Source organism: Streptomyces sp. NPDC059224 (genome assembly GCF_042754285.1).
In the GTDB taxonomy this organism is placed as follows: domain Bacteria; phylum Actinomycetota; class Actinomycetes; order Streptomycetales; family Streptomycetaceae; genus Streptomyces.
This window is the reverse complement of the sequence record NZ_JBHZAN010000053.1, coordinates 14,548-31,760: the sequence shown is the minus strand read 5'-3', so window position 1 is coordinate 31,760 and position 17,213 is coordinate 14,548. Positions and strand designations below refer to the sequence as shown.

The window sequence follows — 17,213 nt, the reverse complement described above, 5'->3', positions numbered from 1 at the left end:
TGCGGGGCCCCTTCGCGGTGTCCGCGGGCTACTCGGACTTGATCGCCGCGAGCATGTTCAGCCGGGCCGCCCGCCGGGCCGGCCACAGGGCCGCCAGCACGCCGACCACGCCGGCCAGTACCAGGAAGAGCGCCATCCTGGACCAGGGCAGGACCAGTTCGTAGGTCGGCATCCTCGCGCCGACCAGCTGCCCGGCCGCCCAGCCGAAGAACACGCCCAGGCCGAGACCCAGCACCCCGCCGAAGAGCGAGATGACCAGCGACTCCAGACGGACCATCCGCTTGACCGCCTTGCGGTCCAGGCCGATCGCACGGAGCATGCCGATCTCCTGCTGCCGTTCGAAGACCGACATGGCCAGGGTGTTGATGACACCGAGGACCGCGACGATCACCGCCATCGCGAGCAGGCCGTAGACCATGTTCAGGATCAGCGTGAACGCCTTGGCGATGGAGTCGGACAGGTCCTGCTTGTCCTGGACCCTGATCGCCGGGTTCGAGCCGAGGACCTTCTCCAGCCCGTCCTTGGCCGCGGGCGACGCGCCGTCCGCCGTCTTGACCATGACCTGCATGTCGGCGGGGTCGGTCACGTGCGGGGTGAGGGTGGCGTTGTCGAGCATGATCCCGCGGATCACCTCGTTGCCCTCGTAGACCCCGGCGACCGTCATCCGCTGTGCCTTGCCGTCCTCGTAGTGGACGGTGAAGCCGGACCCCGCCTTCCAGCCGTACGACTTGGCGGTGTCGTCGTCCACGACCACGTCCGGGCCGGCGACCCTGAAGGACCCGCTGTCCACCGTGAGGTCGGTCAGCCGGCCGATCTCCGTGCCGTTGACGCCGGTCAGGAACTCGGTCTTGCCGTCGATCCGGGAGATCGCGTTGCGCAGCGGGCTGGAGGCGGTCACGCCGTCGGCGGCCGCGACCTTCTTCGCCACGTCGGGGGAGAGCGCGTTGCCGTTGGCCATCGAGACGATGTAGTCCGCGCGGATCGCCGAGCTCGCCATCTTGTCGATGGACTTCTGCAGGCTGCCCGCCACCACCGTCATACCGGTGATCAGGGTCAGGCCGATCATCAGCGCCGAGGCGGTCGCGGCGGTACGGCGCGGGTTGCGCACCGAGTTCTGCCGGGCGAGCTTGCCGGAGACGCCGAACCCGCGCAGCAGCGGGGCGGCGGCCGCGATCAGCGGCCGGGACAGGAGCGGGGTCAGGACGAAGACGCCGATGATGAGCAGGACCGCGCCGAGACCCATCGGGGCCTGGCCGTCGCTGCCGCTCATCGTCGTCGCCGCCAGGATGACCGCCACGCCCGCCGCCGAGAACAGGGCGCCGACCGTGTTGCGCAGCACCAGCGACTTGGTGGTCGGGGTGGCGTGCAGGGCGCTCATCGCGGCCACCGGCGGGATCTTCGCGGCCCGGCGGCCGGGCAGCCAGGCGGCCAGCATGGTGATGACGACGCCGACGGCGAGGGCGGCGGCCACCGTGCCGGGGCTGACGACCAGCGGGCCCTCCGGGACGGTCGCGCCGAACGAGCCCATCAGCGCGCGCAGCCCGGCGCCGATGCCGATGCCCGCGACCAGGCCGGCGATCCCGGCCACCGCACCCACCACGAACGCCTCGATCAGCACCGAGCGGGTGACCTGGCGGCGGGAGGCGCCCACCGCGCGCAGCAGCGCCAGCTCCTTGGTGCGCTGGGCGACCAGCATGGTGAAGGTGTTGGCGATGATGAAGGTGCCGACGAACAGCGCGATGCCGGCGAAGACCAGCAGACCCTGACGCAGGCCGCTCATGCTGCTGGAGATGGCCTCGGCCTGGTCGTCGGCGAGTTCCTGCCCGGTGGTGGTCTCCACGAGCTTCTTCGGCAGCGCCCGGTCCAGCTGGGCCTTGAGGGCTCCCTGGCCGGTGCCGGACTTCGCGGTCACGTCGATCTCGTCGTACGTGCCCTTCTTGCCGAACAGGTGCTGCGCGGTCGCCGTGTCGAACAGGGCGAGGCTGCCGCCGGCCGCGACGTTGCCGTCGTCGGTGGTGAAGATGCCGGCGACGGTGGGCGTCAGGACCGGGCCGTTCACCGAGATGCGCACGGTGTCGCCGACCTCGTAGCCGGCCCGCTCGGCGGTCCTGGAGTCGATCAGCACCTCGTTCGCGCCGCTCGGCGCGTGGCCGCCGACCAGCGGGTAGCGGGTGTCCTCGGTGCCCCAGTAGTTGCCGCCCTCGGACTGCCAGCCGCCGCCGATCAGCTTGCCGTCCTTGTCGGCGATCGCGGTGAAACCGGAGACGACGCCGGTGGCGGAGGCGGCCCCGGGGACCTTCGCGGCCCTGTCGAGCAGGGCCTGGGTGAGGTCGGGGGTCTTGCCGACCTGATCGCCCTTGGAGTCCTGGTACTTGGCCTGAACGGCCACGTCGACGCCGTCGAAGCCCTTGGCGGAGCTGTTCTGGTACGCGTCGGAGATGGTGTTGGTGAAGACCAGGGTGCCGGAGACGAAGGCCACGCCGAGCATCACGGCGAGCACGGTCATCAGCAGCCGGGCCTTGTGAGCGAGGACGTTGCGCAGGGCGGTGCGGAACATCAGCTGGTCCGGCCCTTCGCGTCGAACTCGGGGGCCTGGGGCCGCGCGGCGGAGCCGCTGGTGCCGCCGCCCCCGGGAAGGTGGCGCATGAAGTCGAGGACACCGTCCGCCGTCGGGCGGTACATCTCGTCGACGATCCGGCCGTCGGCGAGGAAGACGACGCGGTCGGCGTAGGCGGCGGCCACCGGGTCGTGGGTGACCATGACGACGGTCTGGCCCAGCTCCCGTACCGAGTTGCGCAGGAAGCCCAGCACTTCGGCACCGGAGCGGGAGTCCAGGTTTCCGGTCGGCTCGTCACCGAAGATGATCTCCGGCCGGGAGGCGAGGGCGCGGGCCACGGCCACGCGCTGCTGCTGGCCGCCGGAGAGCTGCGCGGGCCGGTGGCTCAGCCGGTCCTTCAGGCCGACCATCTGGATGACGCCGTCGACCCACTGCCTGTCCGGTTTCCGCCCTGCGATGTCCATCGGAAGGGTGATGTTCTCCAGTGCGGTCAGCGTCGGCAGCAGGTTGAACGCCTGGAAGATGAACCCGATCTTGTCCCGGCGCAACTTGGTGAGCTGCTTGTCCTTCAGGGAGCCGAGTTCGGTGTCGCCGATCCGCACGGAACCGGAGGAGAAGGTGTCGAGGCCCGCGACGCAGTGCATCAGGGTGGACTTGCCGGAACCGGACGGCCCCATGATCGCGGTGAACTCGGCCTGCCGGAACTCGACGGTGACCCGGTCCAGGGCGACGACCTGCGTCTCACCCTGCCCGTAGATCTTGGACAGCTCCGTGGCGCGAGCGGCCACCGAGGTGGTCCGCGGGTCGGCTGGGGGCACCCCCGGAAGAAGTTTGGGGGAGGGTGTGGTGGACACGGAAGGGCGCTCCTGACGGGACGACGAGGTTCATGGGGACAGGACCATCGTCCCGGCCGCGGCGGCCCGTGTAGTCAGCCGCAGTTCCGGTTCCGGGGGGCGACCAGGGGGGGACCGGAGGGCGCCGAGTCATACCTGGGGATGACGGCGGACCCCTAGGCCGGCCCGTCGAGAACAGGTGGAGCCCCCTTGTTCGTACGGTGAAATTCCGTCATTCCCCGTACGCGCGCGCCCACCTCGCGTAACGCTATTGGCAAGTGCGGATGGCCCGTTCCGGTGGCTGATGCACCCTCAGACGTCAATAAAATAAGACAACATCGGGTCGCCCGTCCGCTGTTCGGGGGACGCCTCCCGATAGGCTCGGAATCTCGTTGCGGAGCCCATGGCCTGCCCGGATGGTGGAATGCAGACACGGCGAGCTTAAACCTCGCTGCCCCTCGCGGGCGTACCGGTTCAAGTCCGGTTCCGGGCACTTCAACCTGTTCTGCAGCTTACCTGGCGAAACGGCCGAATGGCCGCGTCACTCGCCTCTCGTCGGTGCACCGCTGGTGCCCGCCCTCCCCGGCTTGCCGTCATGGCGCGGACGTGACGGCGTTGAAGAACGGCCGGGACGAGACCACCGCCGGGTGCGGCGTCGTGTGACGGCCGGGCGGCTCCCGTGCGCGGGGCGCGCAGGCGGAACGGTTCGACGGGAGGGGCGAGGGCCGGCCCCCGCGAATTGGTCGGTGGCGTCCGGGTGCTTCGGGGCCCGCGGTGGTTCGGGCCGAGGCGCCCGGTCTTCGGCCGTGAAGGGACGCGACACGGGACCCGCCGCCCGTGCTCGCCGGAGCGCGCCCGCCGCGCGGTGACCCGACCCCGGAAAGAGGGGCGAAAATCAGCCTACGTCCGCCGCGTTGGCTTGTTAGGTTCGTGACAGCCGGGGGCGGTGGCAGGCGACTGGGAGGTTCTGATGGAAGGTGCTGCGCCGTTGGACCTGGTGGGGGTGGACCCCGAGGCCGAGAGGGCCTATCGCCACTTGCTGGCGCGCGGCGCAGGGACGGTCGACGACGTGGCGGCCGAGTTCGGGATGACGTACCCGGAGGGGCTGGTGCTGCTGGAGCGGCTGCACGGCTTCGGGCTGGTCAGCCGCCGTACCTCCGGGGAGTTCCAGACCGTCGATCCCCGGCACGCGCTGCGGGTGCTGGTGGAGTCGCGTGAACGGCAACTTGCCTCCGTACGCGAGACGGCAGGGTCGCTCGGCGCGATTTTCGACGCCGCGAAGCGGGCCGGATCCGGCAGCCAGGGAACGATGGTGATCAGCGGGCCGGAGACGGTCGGTGACCGCTACTACCGGCTGAAGCAGGCCGCGCGCACCGAGATCTGCTGCCTGGACCGCCCCCCTTTCCTGCTGGTCCCGAACGGGCCGATCGACGAGGCGGCGGTGGGCCGCGGGGTGCGGGTGCGCGCCGTCTACGCCGCGGCCAGTTTCGCCGCGGACGGCGAGTGGGGGGAGCTGGGCAGCCTGGTGTCGCGGGGCGAGGAGGCCAGGATCGCCCCGACCCTGCCGATCAAGCTGACCATGGCCGACCGCGCGGCCGCGATGGTCTCGCTGAGCCTGGATCCCGGGAACACCGAGTGCCTCTACACCGAGTCGCCCCCGCTTCTGGAAGCGCTCGTGGAACTCTTCGAGCGCTACTGGGCGGCCGCCTCCCCCCTGGCCGGCACCCCCGGCCCGGGCGAACCGCGGCCCTCCGCGGCCGATCCCGCGGTGGAGGGCCGCAGACCCACCGACGAGGAACGCAATCTCCTCGCGCTGTTCGCGGCCGGGGTCAAGGACGAGGCGATCGCCCGGCAGTTCGGGATCTCGTCGCGGACCCTTCGCCGGCGTATTCAGGACCTCTACGCGGAATTGGGGACGACCAGCCGCTTCGGCGCCGGGGTGGCGGCGGCCCGCCGGAACTGGGTCTGAGGCGGACGGCCACTCCCGCCGGAGCCGCAGGTCAGGGCGTTGGGCCCCGGTCAATGCGGGCGCCTGGGAAGGTAATTGACGGTACATCAATTGCTGTCAACATGTCCGTAACAAACCGGGGAATTGCGGAGCGCGGAACTGCCGTCTGTCCAGGTGAGGACAATGGCACCCAAGGGACATGACCTCTTCTTTACACCGAGGCAGAAGGGTGGCTGACTACGCACATCTTTCGCACGCCTAGCCTCTTGAGGTCCCCTTGCGCACACCTCCGTCCTCCCGACGCGGGCTGACCGTCGCGGCCGCCGCCCTGGTGGCCCTGACGACGACCGGGCCGGCCGCGTCGGCCGGGATCCGCACCGCCGGCCCCGCCCCCGCGGCGTCCACCGTCACCGCCGAGTCCGCCCCCGCCCGCCCCGATGCCACAGGTACCGTCACGCTGATCACGGGCGACAGGGTCGAGGTGACCGTCGGTGCCGCCGGTACCACGGCGACCGTGACCGATCCGCAGGGCAGGCCCGGCGGCGCCCATGTCATGTCCGTGGGGCCCGACACCTACGTGTACCCCGACGAGGCCCTGCCCTGGATCGCCTCGGGCGCGCTCGACGAGCACCTGTTCAACGTCACCGAGCTGCTCAAGGACGGTTACGACGACAGCCACAGCGACCGGCTGCCGCTGATCGTCACCTACGGCGGCGCCGACGCCGCCGCCCGCGCGCGCAGCGCGAAAGCACCCGAGGGCGCGCGCAAGACCTTGACGCTCAGCAGCATCCAGGGAGCCGCGATCTCCGCCGAGCACGCGCGGGCGGCGGACTTCTGGTCCTCCCTCACCGGCTCGGCCGCCAAGAGCACCGCGGGCGCGGCACCGTCCGGCCGGCTGACCGGCGGCATCGCCAAGGTGTGGCTGGACGGGAAGGCGAAGGCCACGCTGGCCGACACCACCGCGCAGATCGGTGCACCCGAGGTCTGGCAGAGCGGGGACACCGGGCAGGGCGTGGACGTCGCCGTCCTGGACACCGGGATCGACGCCGCGCACCCGGACTTCGCGGGGCGGATCGCCGCTTCGCAGAGCTTCGTACCGGACCAGGACGTCACCGACCGCAACGGCCACGGCACCCACGTCGCCTCGACGGTCGCGGGCACCGGCGCCGCCTCCGGCGGAACGGAGAAGGGCGTCGCCCCGGGTGCCTCGCTGCACATCGGCAAGGTCCTGAACAACGACGGCAGCGGCCAGGACTCCTGGATCCTGGCCGGCATGGAGTGGGCGACCCGCGACCAGCACGCCAAGATCGTCAGCATGAGCCTGGGGGGTCCTCCCACGGACGGCACCGACCCGCTCAGCCAGGCCGTGAACCGGCTCAGCGCGGAGACCGGGGCGCTGTTCGTCATCGCGGCCGGCAACTCCGGTCCCGAGCCGTACAGCATCGGCGCACCGGGCGCGGCCGACGCCGCGCTGACGGTCGGCGCGGTGAACGGCCCGGGCAAGGGCGTGGACCAGCTGGCGGCGTTCTCCAGCCGCGGCCCGCGCGTCGGTGACAACGCCGTCAAGCCCGACCTGACCGCCCCCGGTGTCGACATCCTCGCCGCCCGCTCGCAGTACGCGCCCGAGGGCGAGGGCGCCTACCAGACCATGAGCGGTACCTCCATGGCGACGCCCCATGTCGCGGGCGCGGCCGCCCTGCTGGCGGAAGAGCACCCCGACTGGAGCGGGCAGCAGCTCAAGGACGCGCTGGTCGGCACCACGGCGAGCACCCGGAGGTTCAGCCCCTACCAGGGCGGCAGTGGCCGGCTCGACATCGCCGCGGCGGTGAAGGCCACCGTGATCGCCTCCGGCGCCGCGTTCGCCCAGGTCAAGTACCCGTACACGCCCGGCCAGACGGTCCGCAGGGACGTCACCTACACCAACACCGCCGCCCAACCGGTCACGGTGGACCTCGGCCTGATCGCGGACGGCATCCCCGCCGGGCTGTTCACCCTCACCGACAGCCGGCTGACCGTGCCCGCGCACGGCACCGCCACCGTCGGTGTCATCACCCACCTCGACCTGGCCGCGGACAACGGCGCCTACACCGGCCAGCTCACCGCCGCCGGTTCCGACGGGGCGGTCCTCGCCCGTACGCCGATCGGTGTGAACAAGGAGGGCCGGCGCGTCAAGCTGTCGATCACCGCGAAGGACCGCAAGCACGCCGGGCTGCCCGGCATGCTCGTGCTCAAGGACGTCGACCGGAACACCATCCCCAAGGTCTACGCCGTCGACTCCTCCGGCTCCCTGGACCTCAGCCTGGTCCCGAGCAACTACGCGGCCTGGATGTACACCGACGTCCCCGGCATCGACGGCACCCACACCCTCGGCCTCGGCCTGTTCTCCGCCCCGCAGATCGACCTGAACCAGGACCGGTCGCTGCACTTCGACACCGCCGACCTCCGCAGGGCAGCGGCGCTCACCCCGCAGCCGACCGCGAACAGCTTCATGCGGGTCGACCAGTACCGGTCGAACGGCGACCTGGTCCCGTTCGTGGACAGTTACGCGCCGGAGTACTGGCGGTACGACAGCCTCTGGGCGGCCCCGACGCCCAAGGTGACGCACGGCTCGTACACCTTCGCCACACGCTGGCGGCAGATCCAGCCGCCGCTCACGCTCTCGCTGGGGTCCCAGACCTACCGCAGCGCCGTCGTGCAGAGCCTGTCCCCCGTGCTGCCCGAGGGCAGCGGCTCGTACCGGCCCGTCTGGGCCGGGAACGGCTCGGCCGCGGAGTTCGCCGAGGTCAAGGTCCGCGGCCAGGTGGCGCTCGTCCGCCGCAGCGACACCGTGTCCGCCCCCGACCAGGCCGCGGCCGCGGCGAAGGCCGGCGCAAAGCTGCTGCTGATCCTCAACGACGGCTACGGGACGCTCGACGCGTGGGCCGACCTGCCCGACGCGGCCCCGCTGCCGGTGGCCTCGCTCGGCACCGACGACAGCATCCGTCTGCGCCTGCGCCTTCTCCGGCCCGGCAAGGGACAGCTGAAGGTCGTCTCGCACCCGCACCCGCGCTATGTGTACGACCTGGTCCGTCACTACAGCGGCGCGATCCCGCGGACGCTGACCTACCGGCCCGGTCCGGGTGATCTCGCCCGCATCGACGAGTCGTTCCGCGACACCAAGCAGGGGGAGGCGGTCGAAGGCCGCGACGACCTGTCCGTCGACGGCCTCTGGGCCATGCTCGGCCGCTCGGTCCCGGTCCCGGCACAGGGCACGCTCACCTCGTGGGTCACGGCCGGGCCCGGCGTCAGCTGGGTCTCGGGCGCGGGCATGAGCGATCTCGGCCAGGGAGGCACGCCGCGTTCGTACAAGGCGCGCAGCACCTCGCGGGAGACCTGGTTCGCCCCCGTCGTGCACCCGCGGCTCCTCAACGACACAACCCGTACCGCCCCGTTCAGGGTCGGCGACGTCATGAGCCCGTCGTCGATCAGCGCCTGGGGCGACTCCGGCGGTCACGCGGGCGTCGTCTGGGCCGACGGGGACACCTCGAAGGTCTCGCTCTACCAGGGCACCCAACTGCTCGGTGAGACGGCCAACGACGGGATCTTCTCCGTCGAGGGCCTGCCCACCGAACGGCTGCCCTACCGCCTGGTGGTCGAGGGGAACCGGAACCTGCCCGGCCGGCCGTACTCGACCCGCACCCGCACCGACTGGGGATTCACCTCCGGCACCACGGACTACACCGTGCTGTCCCCCCTGCCGCTCATCCAGCTGGACTACGCGGTGGCCACCGACCTGTCCGGCCGGGCGGGCAGGCGGTCGGCGGTGTCCGTCACCCCCTCGCACCTCAAGGGCGTGACCGACGGCGGCACGATCCGCACGGTGACCCTGGACGTCTCCTACGACGACGGGGCCACCTGGCACCGGACCACGGCCCGCCACAAGGGTGCGGCCTGGACGGCGACGCTGAACGCCCCGTCCGGGGCCCGCTTCGCGAGCCTGCGCGCGGTCGCGAAGGACGCGAAGGGCAACACGGTGGACCAGACCGTGATCCGCGCCTTCGGCATAAAGCAGGGCCGCTAGAACGGTCTGTGAGCCCCTGTCCGCCTCCGGGCGGGCAGGGGCTCCGTCGTCCGCGGCGTCGGCTCACCCCTCGTAGACGGTCAGGACCGCGCCGTCGACCTCGATGCGGCGGCCCGCTCGCATGCCGTTGCGGCGCAGCGCGCGCAGGCACTCCTCGAAGAGGGTGAGTTCGCCGGCGTCCAGGATGGCGGCGGCCAGGTCCAGCAGCTCGCTCACCGAGGCGTCGGTCAGCACCTCGGGCAGTTCCCCGGACAGCAGGACGACGGACTCACCGTCGGGTCCCCGGACCACGGCCGTCGCCGGTCCGCCGTGCACGAACAACACATTTCCCCCTGAGAGCCCGTGGTCGTGCGGCTCTCGCGTCCCGGGCAGAACGAGAGACTAGTCCTGGATCTTCACGGTTTCGTGCGGAGTCGGATTCTTTTTCCGACTTGGCGAAAGACAGTCCGAGAGCGTTCGAGGAGCGGTCCGGCGGCGGACCGGAGACGGTACCCCCCGGGACGGCGGCGAGGCGGTCCGGAAGGTCCCGGACCTGGTCCGGAGACGGTCCGGACGCGGTCACGTGTCCTTGGCGGGTCTGGAGGAACGGTCCAGCAGGGACTCCACCAGGGCGGTGACGTGGCGGCGGTCGTCCGCCGACAGCTTCTGGACGCTCGCGATGAGCAGCGCGACCTCGGGGTCGGCGGCGGCCGCGCCGTGCGGTTCGTTCGGCTCCGCGCCCGGCGAGGTGTCGTACACGTGGATCCCGCACGCCTCGGCGGCGGCCCGGCGCACGCTCTCCAGCGGGAGCTCCAGCCCCTTGGCCAGGCCCTCCAGGGTGCTCGCCTGGGGCATGCGGACCACCCGCTCGGTGGTGGCCAGGTGGTGGACGGTGGAGCGGGGGACGCCACCGCGCCGCGCCACGTCACCGTAGGACCAGCCCTTGCGGTCGAGGTGCTCACGGATCAACTGCTGCAGTGCGTTGGCCACTGACCGTCACTTCCTGCTCGCCACCTGCGGAGTCCGTCATGTCGCGCCGATTCTACGGTCGTCGCCCCGATCGGCCGAGAGGGTGATTTCCCGAACGGGTTGCGCGGGGGGTCTCCGAGGGCCTAGTGTCCAATCTCGTTGGACAGCACGTCCGACCAGATTGGACAGAGTCCGGGGGGAACCTGACTCGGTCCGATCGGAAATGTCTATCCCTGAGGGGGAAGCGATCATGATGGACGCCCATGAGCTCGAGGCCGAGTCCGCGGAGCTGCTGCCGGGTCGTGAGGCCCTGGGCAAGCTGAAGTTCGGCTTCGGCAAGACGGTCAACGTCACCAAGCACGTCGCCAACATCAGCGCCGCCAACGAGTCCGCCGCGCTGAACGACCACTCCTCGTGGTCGGTGGCCGACTCCGGCGCCGCCCAGAGCATCAACGTCCACCAGTAACACCGTGCCGGCGCGCGGCGCCGGTGCCCACCTCAACCTCATCGCGCAGGAAACGAAAGGACATCCGTCATGAGCATGGACATGAACGAGCTGGAGAACGAGTCCGCCGAGCTGCTGCCGGGCCGCGAGGCCCTCGGCAAGCTGAAGTTCAGCTTCGGCAGGACCGTCAACGTGACCAAGCACGTCGCCAACATCGAGGCGTCCAACCAGTCCGCCGCGCTGAACGACCACTCCGCGTGGTCGTCGGCCAGCTCGTCCGCCGCGCAGACGATCAGCGTCACCCAGTAGTCCCCGGGAGCGCCACCGCCGTCGCCCCGGCGGTGGCGCTCGCGGCCGGCGCCGGCCGGGCGCCAGAGGGGGGAACGCATGCGGGATCCGGGGGGAGACCACACATGACGGTGCTCGGAGACGGGACCGCCGCACTGTACGACACGGGCCCGGTGCCCGGACCCGGCGGCTGGCCGGTCACCTACGAGCAGGTGGCGACGGGCAACCTGCCGGTGATCGACCCGCCGTCGCCGGCCCCGCGGCTGAGCGCGGGACTGCGGCTGCACGGCGAGTACCAGGGGTCGGGATTCACCGAGCCCAAGTACATCGCCCGTCGGGGGGACGGGCAGGTCGTGCAGCTGTCCAGGCTGCTGTACCTGGTGGCGTCGTCGGTCGACGGCGTCCGCGATGCCGAGGCCATCGCCCACCGGGTCAGCGCCCGATTCGGCCGCGAGGTCAGCGGGGAGAACATCCGCTTCCTCGTCGAGAAGAAGCTCGAACCGCTGGGCGTGACGGTCCCGGAGGGGCAGGAGGACGACGAGGTCGACGCCCCGCGCTCCGACCTGCTGCTCGCCCTCAAGGGCCATCGGGTGATCTTCGACGAGCGGCGTACGGCGAAGATCGCCCGTTCGCTGACCTGGCTGCACCGACCGGTGGTGGTGGCCGTGGTGCTGGCCTCGGTCGTCGCACTGGACGTCTGGCTGTTCGGGTTCTTCGGGGCGATAGAACCCGTCCTGCAGGTGCTCGACCAGCCCGTCCTGATCCTGGTCGTCTTCGCGCTCACCGTGGCCTCCCTCGTCTTCCACGAGTTCGGCCACGCCTCCGCGTGCAGATACGGCGGAGCCCGCCCCGGCTGTATCGGGTGCGGGCTCTTCCTCATCTGGCCCTCGATGTACACCGACGTCACCGACGTCTACCGGATCGGCCGGGCCGGGCGGCTGCGCACCGACCTCGGCGGCGTCTACTTCAACATCGTCTTCATGCTGGCCATGGCCGGTGCCTACTTCGCCACCGGGGCGCAGTTCTTCCTGGCCACCGTCTACCTCGGGCACTTCGAGATCCTGGAACAGCTGATGCCGGCCGTACGGCTGGACGGCTACTACATCCTCGGCGACCTGGCCGGGGTCCCGGACCTGTACGGCAAGATCAAGCCGATCCTGCTGTCGCTGGTGCCGGGGCCGCGGGGGGACAAGGCCCGCACGGAGGTCGCCGGGCTGAAGAAGTCGGCGCGCACCATCGTCGCCACCTGGGTGCTGACGATGGTCCCGCTGATCATCGGTGAACTCGGGTACGCACTGTGGAACCTGCCGCGGATCCTCACCACCATGACCCGCTCCCTGACCGAGCAGCTCGTCGGCACGGGCTCGGCGTTCGTGGACGGGAAGATCGTCGAGGGACTGGTCGGGACCATCGGCAGCGTGATGCTGCTGTGCCCGATGGCCGGCGTCGTCTATCTGTCCGTGAAGATCGGCGGGCGGATCATCCGGGCCGCGAAACGCACCACGCAGGGGCGGCCCAGGCTGCGGCTCGTGACCTGCGCGCTCGCTCTCGCCGGGCTCACGGGTCTCAGCTACGCCTGGATGTCCGGGGTGACCCCGAAGCCGCTGCCCAAGCAGCCGCCGATCGCGCCGATCCTCCAGCCGGGCGTGCCGACCGAGGCACCGCCGGCCCGGCAGGCCGACACTCCGGACCGTCCGACGGACTCCGGCAGCCCGTCGGACCCGGCGGCCGGTGCGCCGGACGACTCGGCCGGGGCGAGCGCCGGTCCTTCGCCGGCGGAGTCCTCGCGCCAGGCCTCCGCCGCGGCGTCGCCGTCCGCCTCCGTGTCCGGCCAATCCGGCGGGGATGCCTCCGGGTCGCCGGTGCCGTCCGGCGGGGGAACGGTCGCCGATCCGGTGCCCTCGCCGTCCGACGGACCCGGCACGACGGAGCCCGCGCCGTCGCCCACGCCGTCGGAGAGCGTCCCGGTGTCCGCGACGCCCAGCCCGTCCCCGCCGCCGGCCAGCGACCCGGCCAGTCCGCCCCCGGCCTCGTCCTGACCGGCGGTCCCGGGCCGTCGTACGGCCGTCGAACCACCTTCCGCACAAGCACTGGAGCACTGGAGCATCCATGAGCAGTCACCGAAAACCACGCACCACCTCAGGTCCGCTCACCCGGCGGGCCGTCCGGATCGGCCTGTTCGCCGCCGGGGTCGCCGGCGCGGCCGCCGCCGTGCCCGCGCAGGCGGCCACCGCCGTGCCGCATGCCGCGGTCGCCTCCGACCACGTCTTCAGCCACGCCGACCGGGGCCACCACACCCAGGTCCGGGACTCGTTCACGGTCCGTCAGTTCGGCAAGGTCAACGCCGCCGCCGTGCGCAACCAGGCCAACGCCGTCTCGGCCGGCTGCTCGGCCGACGACCACTGCCGTTCGGTCGCGCTGTCCTTCCAGATCGTCACGGTCGCCGGGGAGCACACGCGGCTGAACGCGGTGAACCTCAGCGACGCCGCCAACAAGGAGTGCACGGGCTGCCAGACCCTGGCCGGCGCCTACCAGTTCGTGGTCGCCACGCCCAACCCGCTGCTGCTCGACGCCGCCGCGCGGGGCAAGCTCGCCGACATCCACCACCGGCTCGACGAGCTGACGCGCTCCACGCTGCCCGCCGACGAACTGCGTACGAAGGCCGACGGGCTCGCCGCGGAGGTCACCACCGTGCTGCACGACGCGGTCGCGAACGCCCCGAAGGGCAACCCGCACAAGGACGTCACCATGCACCGGCACCTGGACGGCTGGCCGGGCCGCTGACCCCCGTCCCACCGCCGCACGCACCGGCCGCCCGGCCCACCCCGCCTCAGGCGGGCCGGGCGGCCGGCCGCGTGCCGGCGGACCCCGGGCGCGCCCATTGACAGGCTGTGGGCGCGGACGGAGACTCGGGGGGTCAAAGTGAAAGAAATTTCACCAGACGAACCAGCCTGACCCGGCGAACTCCCGGGTCCCCGAGCCGGCGACGACGCCCCGTCCACGGAAGGAACGACCCGATGCGCACCACCGTCGGCATCATCGGAGCCGGACCCGCCGGGCTCCTGCTCGCCCGGCTGCTGCACAACGCCGGCATCGACTCGGTCGTCCTGGAGAGCCGCGACCGCTCCTACGTGGAACACCGCCAGCGCGCCGGGATCCTGGAGCAGGGCACGGTGGACGTGCTGCGCGCCGCCGGTGCCGGGGCGCGGATGGACCGCGAAGGCCTGCGCCACGACGGCATCGAACTGCGGTTCGCCGGGCAGCGCCACCGCGTGGACTTCCCCGGCCTCACCGGCGGCCGGTCCGTGATGGTCTACGCGCAGACCGAGGTCTGCAAGGACCTCATCGCGCTCCAGCTCAAGGAGGGCGGTCCGCTGCTCTTCGAGGCGGAGGCGGTGGCGGTGGAGGGCGCCGAGGGAGGCCGGCCGCGGGTGCGGTTCCGGCACGAGGGCCGGGAGGACGTGCTGGAGTGCGCGTACGTCGTCGGCTGCGACGGCTTCTGGGGGGTGGCCCGGAACGTGTTCCCCGCATCCCTCTCCCGGGTCTTCGAGCGCACCTACCCGTATGCCTGGCTGGGCATCCTCGCCGATGTCGCCCCCTCGCACGACGAACTGGTCTACGCCCGCCACGACCGCGGTTTCGCCCTCCTGTCGATGCGCTCCGCGTCCGTCTCCCGCCTCTACCTCCAGGTGCCGGCCGGCACGGATGCCGAGGAGTGGAGCGACGAGGCGATCTGGGACGAGCTGGAGCGGCGCTTCGGGACCGACGACGACTGGCGCCTGGAGCGCGGGCCGATCACCCAGAAGTCGGTCACGCCCATGCGGTCGTACGTCCACGAGCCCATGCGGCACGGCCGGGTCTTCCTCGCCGGGGACGCCGCCCACATCGTGCCGCCGACGGGGGCCAAGGGGCTCAATCTCGCCGTCGGGGACGTCGTCACCCTCGCCCGCGCCCTCGCCCACGAGCGGCAGACGGGCTCGCCCGAGCTCCTGGAGACCTACTCGGCGACCTGCCTGCGCCGGGTCTGGCAGGCCGAGCGGTTCTCCTACGACATGACGACCCTGCTCCACCGCGGCCCCGAGGACACCCCCTTCGACGCCCGGCTCCAGCTGGCCCGGCTCGGCCGGATCACCTCCCACCGGGCGGCCGAGACGGACCTCGCGGAGGCGTACACGGGCTTCCCTCTGGACGGCTGAGGCATCTCCGGCCGGTTCCGGCCGTGTCGCGGCCCCGTCATGGAATGAAGCCCTCCGTGGCCGGGAATGAGGGGTCCGCGTAGCGTGTTGCGCAGCACGACGAGGGAAAGATCCTCCCCAAGTACGAGGGTCGTTCTTTTGCCAATCCATTACTCTTGATGCCAAGGCCTCGCAAGGCGGCCATGGAGGAGTGAAATGAGGAGCAGTAACCCGGTCTTCTCGCGACGGGGGTTCAGCCGCGACAACGGCTACGCGGGCTTCAACACCGCGCCGCAGGCCGGGTACGCGCAGGGCAACCCGTACGCGCAGAACCCGTACGCGAACAACCCCTACGCCCAGCAGGACGTCCAGCAGGGCGCCCCGCCGCAGGCCCCGGCCACCACCGGCCGGATGACCATGGACGACGTGGTCCTGCGCTCGGCGACGACGCTGGGCACGGTCGCGGTCGGCGCGGCCCTCGCCTGGGCGCTGCTGCCGATCTCCACCACCAGCTACGGCCTGGCCTTCGGCTCCGCCATCGTGGCGATGGTCCTGGCCCTGATCCAGAGCTTCAAGCGCACCCCGGTGCCCGCGCTGATCCTGGGATACGCCGCCTTCGAGGGCGTCTTCCTCGGCGTGATCAGCGAGATGTACAACAGCCGCTGGAGCGGCGCCCCGTTCCAGGCGGTGCTCGGCACGATGGCGGTCACGGCCGCGACCCTGCTGGTCTACAAGGCCGGCTGGATCCGCGTCACCGCCCGCTACGCCCGCGTCGGCATGGCCATCGCGATCGCCTTCGTTCTGGTGATGGCGGTCAACCTGCTGCTGGTCGCGTTCGGCGTCGCGGAGAACGGCGGGCTGCGCAGCTTCGGCCCGCTCGGTGCGATCGTCGGCATCATTGCGATCCTGCTCGGCGCGTTCTTCCTGACCCTCGACTTCAAGCAGATCGAGGACGGCATCGCGTACGGCGCCCCGAAGAACGAGGCCTGGCTGGCCGCGTTCGGCCTCACCCTGACGCTGGTGTGGATCTACGTCGAGATGCTGCGCCTGGTGGCGATCTTCAGCAGCAACGACTAGCGCCCGCAAGGGAGCAAGCGAACCGAGAAGGGCCCCGGGACATCCCCGGGGCCCTTTCCCGTCCCTGCTTCTCGTCTGTGCGCGCCTAGAGAAGTTTGCGCGCGGCCCTCCTCAGGTCGTACTCATGGATCAACGCCTTCGCGTGGCCGTACGCGAGATTGTGCTCGTGGCGGAGCCAGCTGACCTTCTCCTCGAAGCGGAAGAGGGACGGGCCTTCGGCCACGGTGCGCAGCCAGTCGGACACTTCACGACCGGTGCAGTGGGGGATGCGGGCGAGCATGTTGCGATGGGTCTCCTCGGAGAAGACTTGGGACATCGGCGCCTCCGGTGCGCAAAGGGGGTTGTAGCCGGTCCTTCACGCCACCGTGCCTGAGTGTTGGCGTGTTGGCAACAGTCGGGACAGGACAGCCGACGCCAGGCGTTACGCTCACGGCGTGGTTGATACGACGCCTCTTACCCGTGCCGTGGAGCACTTCGCCGACAAGTTGAGGGCGGCGCCGCAGAGTCGGTTGCAGAGGGGAGCGGCCGCGGAGGCGCTGGCGCTGGCCAGGCGGTTGGCCGACTGGGCGCAGGACGTCGAGGATCCGGGCGGCCAGGCCCGGGAGATGCCGGACGCGGGGATGTTCGCGGTCGCCGACCAAATCACCGTGGCCGGGAACGACTTGGCGATCGTCCTGGAGAGCGACGCGGAGGTCGACGACGCGGTACGCCTGGTGGAGGAGGCGCAGAAGAAGGCGGGGGTGTGAGGGCCGGGGGTGCGCGTTGCCGGGCGCGGCCGTCGTGGCTGGTCGCGCAGTGCCCCGCGCCCCTGAAAGGCGCGCGGTGCACTGCGCCAACAACGCCCACGGTCCCGCACCCGGCGGCCTGCCCGTGGCCTCAACG

At 71.3% G+C, this 17,213-nt stretch carries 14 protein-coding genes and 1 tRNA gene; 10 read left to right on the top strand and 5 right to left on the bottom strand.

Features of this window, described 5'->3' with window-relative positions:
• Positions 1 to 28: 28 nt before the first annotated feature.
• Positions 29 to 2,557 carry an ABC transporter permease gene (locus ACFXI4_RS39600; RefSeq protein ID WP_385000998.1) on the bottom strand — a complete coding sequence of 843 codons (2,529 nt, stop codon included), beginning with the start codon at positions 2,555 to 2,557 and terminating at the stop codon, positions 29 to 31.
• On the bottom strand, positions 2,557 to 3,375 hold the full coding sequence (locus tag ACFXI4_RS39595; protein WP_385001039.1) for an ABC transporter ATP-binding protein: 819 nt from the start codon (positions 3,373 to 3,375) through the stop codon (positions 2,557 to 2,559). Before ACFXI4_RS39595 ends, ACFXI4_RS39600 begins: the two co-directional genes overlap by 1 nt.
• Positions 3,376 to 3,800: 425 nt before the next feature.
• Between ACFXI4_RS39595 and ACFXI4_RS39590 the strand changes: the two genes are divergently transcribed.
• From ACFXI4_RS39590 to ACFXI4_RS39580, 3 genes are all read left to right on the top strand, one after another.
• Positions 3,801 to 3,883 (top strand) — tRNA-Leu (locus ACFXI4_RS39590).
• A gap of 477 nt (positions 3,884 to 4,360) precedes the next feature.
• On the top strand, positions 4,361 to 5,359 hold the full coding sequence (locus ACFXI4_RS39585) for a LuxR family transcriptional regulator (protein WP_385000995.1): 999 nt from the start codon (positions 4,361 to 4,363) through the stop codon (positions 5,357 to 5,359).
• A 256-nt stretch (positions 5,360 to 5,615) separates the two neighbouring features.
• Positions 5,616 to 9,398, top strand: a complete 3,783-nt coding sequence (locus ACFXI4_RS39580; protein WP_385000992.1) for a S8 family serine peptidase — start codon at positions 5,616 to 5,618, stop codon at positions 9,396 to 9,398.
• A 63-nt stretch (positions 9,399 to 9,461) separates the two neighbouring features.
• On the opposite strand, the gene ACFXI4_RS39575 is transcribed toward ACFXI4_RS39580, so the two are convergent.
• Positions 9,462 to 9,713 carry a hypothetical protein gene (locus tag ACFXI4_RS39575; RefSeq protein ID WP_362726800.1) on the bottom strand — a complete coding sequence of 84 codons (252 nt, stop codon included), beginning with the start codon at positions 9,711 to 9,713 and terminating at the stop codon, positions 9,462 to 9,464.
• A 243-nt stretch (positions 9,714 to 9,956) separates the two neighbouring features.
• A complete protein-coding gene (locus ACFXI4_RS39570) occupies positions 9,957 to 10,367 on the bottom strand; it encodes a helix-turn-helix transcriptional regulator (protein ID WP_385000988.1) in 411 nt (136 codons plus the stop codon).
• A gap of 229 nt (positions 10,368 to 10,596) precedes the next feature.
• Between ACFXI4_RS39570 and ACFXI4_RS39565 the strand changes: the two genes are divergently transcribed.
• The 6 genes from ACFXI4_RS39565 (at position 10,597) to ACFXI4_RS39540 (ending at position 16,331) form a co-directional block, all read left to right on the top strand.
• The gene (locus ACFXI4_RS39565) at positions 10,597 to 10,812 is read left to right on the top strand and encodes a hypothetical protein (protein ID WP_362726805.1); all 216 of its coding nucleotides are present in this window, start codon (positions 10,597 to 10,599) and stop codon (positions 10,810 to 10,812) included.
• A gap of 69 nt (positions 10,813 to 10,881) precedes the next feature.
• Positions 10,882 to 11,100 (top strand): hypothetical protein, encoded by a 219-nt coding sequence (locus ACFXI4_RS39560; protein ID WP_362726808.1) that lies wholly within the window; start codon positions 10,882 to 10,884, stop codon positions 11,098 to 11,100.
• Positions 11,101 to 11,204: 104 nt separating this feature from the next.
• The gene (locus tag ACFXI4_RS39555) at positions 11,205 to 13,118 is read left to right on the top strand and encodes a hypothetical protein (RefSeq protein ID WP_385000984.1); all 1,914 of its coding nucleotides are present in this window, start codon (positions 11,205 to 11,207) and stop codon (positions 13,116 to 13,118) included.
• Between the two features lie 70 nt (positions 13,119 to 13,188).
• On the top strand, positions 13,189 to 13,863 hold the full coding sequence (locus ACFXI4_RS39550; RefSeq protein WP_385000981.1) for a hypothetical protein: 675 nt from the start codon (positions 13,189 to 13,191) through the stop codon (positions 13,861 to 13,863).
• A 233-nt stretch (positions 13,864 to 14,096) separates the two neighbouring features.
• Positions 14,097 to 15,275 carry a 4-hydroxybenzoate 3-monooxygenase gene (locus ACFXI4_RS39545; protein ID WP_385000978.1) on the top strand — a complete coding sequence of 393 codons (1,179 nt, stop codon included), beginning with the start codon at positions 14,097 to 14,099 and terminating at the stop codon, positions 15,273 to 15,275.
• Between the two features lie 195 nt (positions 15,276 to 15,470).
• Positions 15,471 to 16,331, top strand: coding sequence for a Bax inhibitor-1/YccA family protein (locus tag ACFXI4_RS39540; RefSeq protein ID WP_362728699.1), 861 nt, complete (start codon positions 15,471 to 15,473; stop codon positions 16,329 to 16,331).
• An 85-nt stretch (positions 16,332 to 16,416) separates the two neighbouring features.
• Here ACFXI4_RS39540 and ACFXI4_RS39535 read toward each other — a convergent pair whose 3' ends face one another.
• Positions 16,417 to 16,647, bottom strand: a complete 231-nt coding sequence (locus ACFXI4_RS39535) for a DUF4287 domain-containing protein (protein WP_351706537.1) — start codon at positions 16,645 to 16,647, stop codon at positions 16,417 to 16,419.
• Between the two features lie 118 nt (positions 16,648 to 16,765).
• On the opposite strand from ACFXI4_RS39535, the gene ACFXI4_RS39530 reads away from it, so the two are divergent.
• Complete coding sequence (locus ACFXI4_RS39530; RefSeq protein WP_362728701.1) at positions 16,766 to 17,077, top strand: hypothetical protein; 312 nt, start codon at positions 16,766 to 16,768, stop codon at positions 17,075 to 17,077.
• The last annotated feature ends 136 nt before the right edge of the window (positions 17,078 to 17,213 follow it).